Origin of the sequence: Kitasatospora phosalacinea, assembly GCF_000717185.1 — a bacterium.
GTDB classification, from domain to species: domain Bacteria; phylum Actinomycetota; class Actinomycetes; order Streptomycetales; family Streptomycetaceae; genus Kitasatospora; species Kitasatospora phosalacinea_A.
Window position 1 is genome coordinate 1 of sequence record NZ_JNYE01000159.1, and the last position, 10,279, is coordinate 10,279.

The 10,279-nt window shown below is 74.0% G+C and carries 7 protein-coding genes; 2 read left to right on the plus strand and 5 right to left on the minus strand.

Features of this window, described 5'->3' with window-relative positions; translation table 11 throughout:
* Both OO57_RS36400 and OO57_RS36405 read right to left on the minus strand, forming a co-directional pair.
* A partial coding sequence (locus OO57_RS36400) for a S53 family peptidase (RefSeq protein WP_051778706.1) occupies positions 1-2,055 on the minus strand: 2,055 nt, incomplete at its 3' end.
* 177 nt (positions 2,056-2,232) lie between these two features.
* The gene (locus tag OO57_RS36405) at positions 2,233-3,711 is read right to left on the minus strand and encodes an FAD-dependent monooxygenase (protein WP_033257103.1); all 1,479 of its coding nucleotides are present in this window, start codon (positions 3,709-3,711) and stop codon (positions 2,233-2,235) included.
* 129 nt (positions 3,712-3,840) lie between these two features.
* Here OO57_RS36405 and OO57_RS36410 point away from each other — a divergent pair, with 129 nt between their 5' ends.
* Positions 3,841-5,076, plus strand: a complete 1,236-nt coding sequence (locus tag OO57_RS36410; RefSeq protein WP_324606819.1) for a glycosyltransferase — start codon at positions 3,841-3,843, stop codon at positions 5,074-5,076.
* A 96-nt stretch (positions 5,077-5,172) separates the two neighbouring features.
* Here OO57_RS36410 and paaN read toward each other — a convergent pair whose 3' ends face one another.
* From paaN to OO57_RS36425, 3 genes are all read right to left on the minus strand, one after another.
* On the minus strand, positions 5,173-6,867 hold the full coding sequence (paaN, locus tag OO57_RS36415; RefSeq protein ID WP_033257104.1) for a phenylacetic acid degradation protein PaaN: 1,695 nt from the start codon (positions 6,865-6,867) through the stop codon (positions 5,173-5,175).
* 102 nt (positions 6,868-6,969) lie between these two features.
* Positions 6,970-7,716 (minus strand): hypothetical protein, encoded by a 747-nt coding sequence (locus OO57_RS36420; RefSeq protein WP_033257105.1) that lies wholly within the window; start codon positions 7,714-7,716, stop codon positions 6,970-6,972.
* 106 nt (positions 7,717-7,822) lie between these two features.
* Complete coding sequence (locus tag OO57_RS36425; protein WP_033257106.1) at positions 7,823-9,088, minus strand: glycosyltransferase family 39 protein; 1,266 nt, start codon at positions 9,086-9,088, stop codon at positions 7,823-7,825.
* A 150-nt stretch (positions 9,089-9,238) separates the two neighbouring features.
* Between OO57_RS36425 and OO57_RS36430 the strand changes: the two genes are divergently transcribed.
* Positions 9,239-10,279, plus strand: a 1,041-nt coding sequence (locus OO57_RS36430) for a glycosyltransferase family 2 protein (protein ID WP_081974210.1), incomplete at its 3' end; no start/stop codon positions are given.

The window sequence follows — 10,279 nt, forward strand, 5'->3', positions numbered from 1 at the left end:
CTGGGCGTAGCCGGTGGCCGCGTTGGTGTTCGAGTAGGTCGCGACCGAGGTGCCGTTGACGGTCACGGTCAGCTTGTCGTACGCGGTGCTGCCGGTCTCGGCGGTGTCGACGTGCAGCCAGAAGCTCAGCGTGGCCTTGCAGCCGGCCGGGACGGAGACCGTCTGGGCGAGGCTGTCGGTGTGGGCGGAGCCGTAGCCGTCCATCCAGGCCTTCCAGGAGCCGCCGTGCGCGGCTTCGGAGGAGGAGCTGTCGACCACGCCGGAGGAGGCCGTCCAGGGGGAGGCGGTGCCGGTCTCGAAGCCGGGGTTGCCGAGCAGCTGGGCGGCGGTGCAGGAGCCGGTGGGCGGCGGGGTGGTGCCGCCGGAGCCGAGCAGGGCGGCGGCCAGGCCGTCGGCGACCGGGCTGCCCCAGCCGGTGACCTGGTCGTAGCCCGCCTTGGTGCCGAAGTCCTGGTTGGCGCCGCTGGTGACGTCGTGGAAGGCGCTGCCGTAGGAGGCCGAGGTGGTGACGGCGTAGATCTTCGGGTTGGCCTCGCCCAGCACCGGCTTGGCCGCGGCCTTGGCCTTCTGGTTGTACAGCGCCGCGAAGCCGGACCACAGCGGGGCCGCCGCCGAGGTGCCGCCGTAGACCTGCCAGCCGGGGGCGGAGCTGCCCTGGGTGTAGATCGCGAAGCCGCTGTTCGGGTCCGCGTTGGAGGAGACGTCCGGGACGGTGCGCATGGTGCCGGTGACGTTGGTGCCGGTCTGCCAGCTCGGCTTGGCGAACTGGGTGGAGACCCCGCCGCCCGCCGTCGACCAGGCGCTCTCCGAGCTGTACGTGGTGCCGGAGACCTTCAGGTTGGTGCCGCCGACGCCGGTGTTGTACGGGCTGGAGGCGGGGAAGTCCACGGCCCTCACGGTGGAGCCGGAGGTCGAGCGGGTGCAGTCCCGGGAGCCGTCGTCGCCGGAGGCCGAGAAGATCGAGATGCCCTGGGCGGCGGCCTGCTTGAAGGAGTTGTTCACCGCGGTCATCGAGGAGGCGGTGGTGTCCGGCTCGCAGGAGCCCCAGGAGATGGAGATCACCGAGACCCGGTTGTCCGAGACGATCTTCGCGGCCATGTCGATCTCGCCCTGGTCGCTGTTGGGCGCCTCGTAGACCAGCTGGGTGGCCTTGGGGGCGACGCCGCGGACGATCTCGGAGTCCAGCTCCACCTCGCCCTGGCCGTCGCCGGGCTTCGCGTCGTAGTTGGCGCCGTCCACCGGCACGGTGGTCACCGCCGGGCCGGACAGGCCGAACTGGCTGTCGTAGGTGGTCAGGTTCGAGGACCGGTAGCCGTCGAACTCCCAGAGCGCGACGGTCGAGCCGGTGCCGTCCGCGCCCAGCTGGTTCAGCCGGTACGCGCCGTCGTACGTCGCCGGGCCGAAGCCGGACGGGGTGGCGAGCGGGGCGGCGTGCGGGGCGGCCTGCGGCTCGGCGAGCCGGGTGGTGCGCACGGTGTGGTCGTTCAGGCCGCTGACGCCCTCGACCACGCCCGCCAGGGCGGCGGGCACCGAGGCGGCGGCGTCGTTGGCGAAGAAGGCCTGGCCGCCCTGCTGCGGGTCGGTGTACGTCGACTCGTGGGTGCCGAAGGCGGCGGCCAACTGCGCGCTGGTGCCGGTGGCGTCCACCACCTGGCGGTTGGCGCTGACCGAGTCGACCGTCAGGCCCTGGGTGGTGAGGAACGTCCGGACCTGCTCGACGTCGGCCGCGGTCGGGCCGAAGCGCTCGGTGAACTGCGCGGGCGTCAGGTAGTGCCCGTACTCGGCGGTGCCGGGGGTGGCGACCGCGGTCAGGAAGCGGTCCAGTGCGGCGGTGTCGCGCAGTTTCAGCGAGACCGCCACGGATATCCGGCGGTCGGCGGGGACGTCGCCCTGCTTGTGGGAGCGGGCGACCGCGGGGGTGACGGTCTGCGGCAGGGACACCCGGGCCGCGGCGCTGGGGGACGGCGCGGCCTGGGCGGTGGCGGTGCCCAGGGAGAGGGCGGCGAGGGGAAGGACCGCGAGGGCGGCGGCAAGGGCGAGCGAGCGGGGTCGCACGGGTTCCTCCGGAAATCTGGCGGCGTTCCGGGTTTCGAAAACGCTCGCCAGAATCTCTCAGAGAACTCGCAGGAAAAGGCCCATGCCTGGGCAATTGCTTACTAAAAAACAGTCAACTGTGAAACGGAAAAGCAATTCAGTGAATTGGTTCAATTCCGGTGCGGTGGAAACTGAATGTCAGGGGCGGCCCAGCCACTGGCTCAGCGCCGCCCGCAGCTCGCCCCGGGTCGGGTCCGCGCAGGCCCAGGCCGCGTACCCGTCCGGACGGACCAGCAGCACGGTGTCGCGCAGCTTGCCGTGCGGGTCCGCGGGCGCGGCGGTGACCACCCGCTCCGCCCAGGAGTCCGCCACCGACAGCTCGTCGTTGCTGACCAGCACGGCCTTCCCGGCGCGCAGCGCCTCGTGCAGCCGGGCCGGGCCGCCCGGCACGTCCACCGCCAGGCGCAGGTCGGGGACGCGGCGGCCGACCAGCGGGTGGGCGCCCTTCTCCGCCGGGTAGGCGTACCCGATGCCGGAGACCTGCTTGGCGCCCAGCTCGGCCAGCGGGCCCAGGTGGCCGGCGGCCGCGCCGATCGCCGAGCGCAGCGCCCGGGCCGGGGCGTGCCGCCCCTGGGCGAGCCGGACCAGGGCGCCGGAGGAGCGCAGCACCGCCCGGCCGACCGGGTGGCGCTCGGTCTGGTACGTGTCCAGCAGGGCGTCGGGCGACCAGCTGCGGAGCACCGAGACCAGCTTCCAGCCCAGGTTCGCGGCGTCCTGCAGCCCGGTGTTCATGCCCTGGCCGCCCGCCGGGGAGTGGCAGTGCGCCGCGTCCCCCGCGAGCAGGACCCGGCCGGAGCGGTAGCTCGGGACCTGGCGCTCGTCGCTGTGGAAGCGCGACGTCCAGCGGGCCTCGCCCATGCCGTGGTCACGGCCCGTCACCTCGCGCAGCAGGTCGGCGAGTTCGGCCAGGACCACCGGCTCGGAGTCCGGCGCCTGGTGCTCCCGGCTCCAGCCGATCACCCGGTACCAGCCGTCGCCGAACGGGGCGAGGAAGGCGAACCCGGCCTCGCCCGCCCCGGCCGTCAGCGCCTCCTCCGGCTCGTCCGCCAGCCGGACGTCGGCGAGCATCACCGAGCGCACCGCGGACTCGCCGGGGAACGGGACGCCCAGCAGGTCGCGCACCGTCGAGCGGACGCCGTCCGCGCCGACCGCGTAGCGGGCCCGGAAGCCCTGCTCGGTGCCGTCGGCGGTGCGGGCGGTCAGCGTGACGCCCTCGGCGTCCTGCCGCAGGCCCGTCACCGCGGTGCCGCGGCGCAGGTCGGCCCCGGCCTTGACGGCCCGCTCGCGCAGCACCCGCTCGGTGTTGTACTGCGGGGTGACCAGCACGAACGGGAAGCGCGTCGGCAGGCCCGCGAAGTCGACCCGCAGCCGCCCGAACACCCGCATCGAGGGCACCGCCGTGCCGGTGGCGATCAGCTCGTCGGCCAGGCCGCGGGCGTCCAGCAGCTCCAGCGTGCGGGCGTGCACGGCGAAGGCCCTGGTCAGGCCGGACTCCTCGGTCCGCTTCTCCAGCACCGTCACCCGCAGCCCGGCCGCCGCCAGGTCGCCGGCCAGCAGCAGGCCGGTCGGGCCCGCGCCGACCACCAGCACGTCGGCGGTGAACTCCGTCTCGGACATCCGTCTCTCCCGTCGTCTTGCAGCAAGGGCCGGTGCGCGCACCGGCCGGAGTCCACGGCGCCCGGGTTCTCAGCGCGCTCTCAGACTGCCATCATCGCGGGCCCATCAGGGGCTGTGAACCTCATTCCCATGACACAGCCAGCGATGCGCCAGACCCTCCGTCCCGTCCCGGCGGTCGACGGCCGGGACCCGGCCGACACCGTGGTGAGGACCAGGCTCGTGGAGGTCGTCGTACCCGTGTACAACGAGCAGCACTCGCTGGAGCGCTGCGTCCGTGAGCTGCACGCCTACCTGTCGGAGACGTTCCCGTACGACTACCTGATCACGGTGGCGGACAACGCCTCGGTCGACGGCACCTGGGAGGTCGCCACCGCGCTCGCCGCGGAGCTCGCGCCGGTGCGGGCCGTGCACCTGGACCTCAAGGGCCGGGGCCGGGCGCTGCGCGAGGTGTGGGGCGCCAGCGAGGCCGACGTGGTGGCGTACATGGACGTCGACCTGTCGACCGGGCTGGAGGCCTTCCTCCCGCTGGTCGCGCCGCTGCTGTCCGGCCACAGCGACCTGGCCATCGGCAGCCGGCTGCACCGCGGCTCGGCGGTGGTGCGCGGGCCCAAGCGGGAGTTCATCTCGCGCACCTACAACCTGCTGCTGCGCGCCACCATGGCGGCCAAGTTCTCCGACGCGCAGTGCGGGTTCAAGGCGGGCCGCACCGAGGTGGTCAAGCGGCTGCTGGGCGAGGTCGAGGACGACGCCTGGTTCTTCGACACCGAACTGCTGCTGCTCGCCGAGGCCTCCGGGCTGCGGATCCACGAGGTGCCGGTGGACTGGGTGGACGACCCGGACAGCCGGGTCGACATCGTCCGCACCGTCCTCGACGACCTCCGGGGCATGGCCCGGGTCGCCCGCCGCACCCTGGCCGGCCGCGGCGGCGTCGACCTCCCCGACCGGGTCCGGCAGGCGCAGGTGCCGCCCGGGCTGGGCTGGCAGACCGTCAGCTTCGCGGTGATCGGCGTCCTGTGCACGCTGGCGTACCTGCTGCTCTTCCTCGGCCTGCGACAGCTGCTGCCCGCGCTGGTGGCCAACGCGCTGGCCCTGGGCGCCACCGCGGTGTTCAACACCGCCGCGAACCGGCGCTTCACCTTCGGCGTCACCGGCCGCCGGGACGCCCTCAAGCACCAACTGGAGGGCGGGCTGGCCTTCCTGGTCGGCCTGGTGCTCACCAGCGGCGGCGTCGCCGTGCTGCACGCGGCCTCCCCCGGCGCCGGGCACGGGGTCGAGCTGGCGGTGCTGGTGGCGGCGAACGCGGCCGCGACGCTGGTGCGGTTCGTGCTGCTGCGGGTGTGGGTGTTCCACCCGCGGCGCTCGTAGCGGATCGACGGAGACTCCCTGTCCCTCCTCCCCCCGCGGGGACAGGGCGCGGGCCCGGACGCCGTTGTGGGACGGCGGCCGGGCCCGCTTCTCGCGCTACTTGCGGATCTCGACGGTGCGGAAGCGGTTGGCCACGAACGCGGCGTCGCAGTACGCCGAGTTGGCGGCCGGGTTGGCGCCGGTGCCGTGCAGGTCGGAGAAGGCCGCGGTCTGGTTGACGTAGACGCCGCCGGTCAGGTTGAGCGAGAGGGAGACCCCGGCGTCCAGGCAGGCCCCGACCAGGGCGTCCTCCACCGCCGGGTCGGTGGTGTAGGCGCCCGCGGTCATCGCGCCGTGCTCGGCGGTGGTGCGGCGCAGCAGTTCGACGGCGGCGGCGGTGGACTCCACGGCGACCGCGAAGGCCACCGGGCCGAAGCACTCGGCCAGGAAGCGGTCCCGGTCGTCCGGCTTGTCGGCGTCGGCCTTCACCAGGGCGGGCGTGCGGACGGTCGCGCCGGGGAACTCGGCGGAGGCCACCACCCGCGGGGCGAGCGCGAGTTCGCCGTACTCGCCGCCCGCCGCGGCGGCGCTGCGGGCCAGCACGGCCGGGCTGACCACGGCGCCCAGGATCGCGGTGGCCCGGGCGTCGTCGCCGAGCAGGCCCTCAACCGCGGCGGCCAGGTCGGCGACGACCTGCTCGTAGGAGCGCTCGCCGTCCTCGGTGCGGATGCCGGTGCGCGGGATCAGCAGGTTCTGCGGGGTGGTGCACATCTGGCCGCTGTACAGGCTGAGCGCGAACGCCAGGTTGTCCAGCATGCCGCGGTAGTCGTCGGTGGAGTCGATGACGACGGTGTTGACGCCCGCCTTCTCGGTGTAGACCTGCGCCTGCCGGGCGTTGTCCTCCAGCCAGTCGCCGAAGCCGGTGGAGCCGGTGTAGTCGATCAGCTTCACCTCGGGCCGCAGCGCCAGCACCTTGGCGATCGCCGAGCCCTCGTGCTCGGCGGCCAGGCAGACCAGGTTCGGGTCGAACCCGGCCTCGGCGAGCACCTCGCGGGCGGTCCGCACCGTCAGCGCCAGCGGCAGCACCGCCCGCGGGTGCGGCTTGACCAGCACGCCGTTGCCGGTGGCCAGCGAGGCGAACAGGCCCGGGTAGCCGTTCCAGGTCGGGAAGGTGTTGCAGCCGACCAGCAGCGCGGTGCCGCGCGGCACCGCGGTGAACTCCTTGGTCAGCACCAGGGGTTCGCGCTTGCCCTGCGGCTTCGTCCAGCTCGCCGAGCGGGGCAGCCGGGTCTGCTCGGCGTACGCGTACGCCACCGCCTCCAGGCCGCGGTCCTGCGCGTGCGGGCCGCCCGCCTGGAAGGCCATGCCGTACGCCTGGCCGGTGGTGTGCATCACCGCCTGCGCGAACTCGTGCGAGCGGGCGTTGATCCGGGCCAGCACCTCCAGGCAGACCGCGGCCCGCTCGGCGGGCGAGGCCTTCGCCCAGGCGGGCCGGGCCGCCTCCAGCGCGGCCAGCAGCGCGTCCGGCTCGGCGTGCGGGTAGCTCACGCCCAGTTCGACGCCGTACGGGGAGGCCTCGCCGGTCACCGGCTCACCGCCGCCGGGGTGCCCGGGGAGGTCGAACTCCCGCCCCAGCAGCGCCTCGAAGGCGGCCTTGCCGTCGGCGGCGGCCCCCTCCCCGTACGCCTTGGGGAACTCCGGGTACGGGGACCAGTAGTCGCGGGCGGCGATCGCGGCCAGCGCGCGGTCCAGGGTCTCCTGGTGGCGGGCGAGCAGTTCGGCGACCGGCAGGGCGGGGGTCGCAGCGGCCATGGTGCGCTCCTCACGGGGGCGGGGCGGGACGCTCCTCAGCGTAACCGAACGATCGGTCGGTGCAAGGCCCCCGCGGGGCCTTCCGTTCCGGGGACGGGCGGCTCAGGGGGTGAAGACCTGGTCGGCGGCGGGGGCGGTGGCCTGCACCGGCTTGTCGAAGTCGCCGAGCCGCACGGTCATCCCGCCGGAGTCGGAGTCGAAGGCCAGCAGGTAGGGCTCGCCCTCGGTCGCGACGTCGTAGCGCGCGGGGGAGCCCTCCGGGTCGGTCATCGTGAGGCTGAGCGCCGCGGCCCCGTCCACCTGCACGGGGCCGCCCTTGGCGAGGCCCTGGTTCGGGCTGCTGTCGGTGTTCAGGCCGACGCGCTTCTCCAACTGCACGCCCAGGTCGCAGAAGTAGGCCTTGTCCTTCGCCGTGTTCCCGGTGGCGAACCACTTGCCGACCGCCCCGTCGGGGGCGCCGGGGGCGGTGGCCTTCAGATAGGCGGCGTCCGGCTTCTCCCACGCCTTGTCGCCGACGCGCACGATCTCCACCGAGCCCTGGCCCGCGATGGTGAACGTGCCGTGGCAGTCGCCGCCGCTGTTCTCGGAGAACGTGCCGTGGAACGCCCCGCCCGGGTAGCCGGGGACGTCGACGGTGATGGTGACACCGGTCAGTTCCGCGCCCGCGGTCCGCGACTTCTCCGCGATCTCCGCCGCGGACAGGTCCGCCAGGGCGGAGGGCGACGGGGAGGCGGAGGGCGTCGCGGGGGCCGCCGCGTTCTTCGGGGCCTCGTCCGGGCCGCAGGCCGTCAGGGCGCAGAGGGCGAGGGCGGACAGGGCGACGGCGGCCAGGGGGCGGGGGGTGGGCATCGGGTGCGTCCTCGGTTCGGGTGCGGAGCGGACGCGTGAGTGTGGCAGTGCGCGGGGCGGACCCCGCGCACCGGATACCCGTTCTTTACCCGGTTTTGACTGCGCTTTACGGAATTCCCAGCTCGAACAGGACGTATCCGGCGTACCAGCCGGAGGCCGCGGCGACGGTGCCCAGGGTGACGGCCAGCGAGGTGCGGGACAGGCGCTTCAGGGCGGCCGCGATCGGGAGGAAGAGCGGGAAGCAGGGCAGCAGGTAGCGCGAGGTGTTGCCGAAGATCTGCTGGCTGCCGAGGACCAGGACGATGGTGACGCAGGTGTAGACGACCAGGAAGGCCGGCGGCCGCATCCGGATCAGCAGGAAGAGCAGGACCGGCAGGCTGAGCACCAGGAACAGCGCGATCAGGTCCTCGGTGGGGTAGCCGAAGATGTAGTCGTGGTGCCCGAACAGCAGGTTCTGGATCACGTTGCCGGTGTGCTTGCCCCAGTCGAAGTAGTGCAGCCAGGCGCCGCGCTGAAGGTCGAAGTAGGCGCTCCAACTGCCCATCCGCCAGCTGGCCCAGGCGATGTAGCCGACGAAGCCGAGCGGGGCGAGCAGCAGCGCGGACAGCGGGCCGAGCACGCCGTCCCGGCGCTTGAACAGCGCGGTCAGCGCGGCCACCCCGACCGCGGCGGCCAGGGCGGCCGCGGTCGGGCGGTTCAGCCCGGCGACGAAGGAGGTGACGCCCGCGGCCAGCCAGTTGCGGGTCATCACGAAGTAGCAGGCCCAGGCGGCCAGGGCGACGAACAGCGAGTCCGAGTAGACCGCCCACTCGACGCCGGAGCCCGGGAACAGGCCCCAGACGCCGGCCGCGATCACCGCGGCCCGGTGGCCCGCGACCAGCTTGGCCACCGCGTAGATGCCGGCCGCCGCGACGAAGGAGGTCAGCACCGAGACCAGGATGCCCGCGCCCAGCGAGTTCAGGCCGGTCACCGCGGAGACCATCTTGATCAGGCCCGGGTAGAGCGGGAAGAACGCGACCGAGTTCTGCTCCAGCGTCCACGGGCCGGAGGCGGACGGCACCAGCTTCGGGTCGTAGCCGTTCTGCGCGACCTGCTGGTACCACCAGCCGTCCCAGCCGCCCAGCACGTCCCAGACGTGCTTGCCGCCGCCGAACCGCGGGTTCTTCGTCAGGTACTCGCCGGACCAGCTCAGCAGCCACATGAAGACGGTGAACGCGATCAGCCGGACCGCCGCGAACACCGCCAGGGCGGGCCCGTACTCCGCGGCGGTGCGCCGCAGCCACGCCCGGGCGCCCTCCGCGGCCGTACCGGAGTCCGCGGGCGGATCGGGTCGCTCGACCACGTCGGTGTCGGGGCTCGCTGCCATCGCCATCAGGTCCTGTCTGGGTCTGGGGCCCGCGCCGGGCCGCCCGGATTCTCGGGCGAGCCTACGGCACGCCCCGCTGGTCCGTACCTGATCGGAGGACGCGTGCTTACACTCCCCCCATCGGACGGAGCGCGACCCACGCGGCGGGAGACCCCGATGAGCGCAGCGGCACGGACCGGCACCCTGCTGTCGGTGGTCGTCCCGGTGTACGACGAGCAGGACGCGCTGCCCGCCTTCGCCGCCCGGCTGCGGCCGGTGCTGGACGGCCTCGGCGCCCGCTACGAGGTGCTCGCCGTGGACGACGGCAGCACCGACGGGACGGCCGGCCTGCTGCGCGCGCTGGCCGCCGACTGGCCCGAGCTGCGGACCGTCCGGCTGCGCCGCAACAGCGGCCACCAGGCCGCGCTGACCGCCGGACTGGACCGGGCCGTCGGCGACTACGTGGCCAGCATCGACGCCGACCTCCAGGACCCGCCGGAGAAGCTCGCCGAGATGCTGGCGCTGGCCCGCCGCGACGGCCTGGACGTGGTGTACGGGGTGCGCGCGGACCGTTCCAGCGACACCCCCTTCAAACGCGGCACCGCCGACGCCTACTACCGGCTGGTCCGCCGCCTGGTCGGCCGTCACGTCCCGGCCGGAGCCGGGGACTTCCGGCTGCTCAGCCGGGAGGCCGTCGAGGCGCTGCGCGCCCTGCCCGACCAGCCGCGGGTCTACCGGCTGCTGGTGCCCTGGCTGGGCTTCCCCAGCGGCGAGGTGCGCTACGTCCGCGAGGAGCGGGTCGCCGGGAGCACCAAGTACCCGCTGGCGAAGATGGTCCGGCTCGCCCTGGACGGCATCACCGGCTTCTCCGCGGCCCCGCTGCGGCTGGCCACCTGGCTGGGCGCCGCGGCCTTCCTCACCTGCCTGCTGCTGCTGGTCTTCTGCCTGGCCGCGTACCTGTCCGGCGCCGCCGTGCCGGGCTGGACCTCGCTGTTCGCCGCGGTGCTGTTCGTCGGCGGGGTGCAACTGGTCTGCGTGGGCCTGCTCGGCGAGTACGTGGCCCGGATCCACGCCGCGGTGCAGCGCAGGCCCGCGTACTTCGTCGCCGAGGACACCGCCCGCCGGGCCGGACCGGGCGGTGGGCGGGCGGAGCCCGGGGGCGGGCCGGGGGAGCCGGGGGAGCCGGGGGAGCCGGGGGGAGAGTGGGCGGAGCCCGGG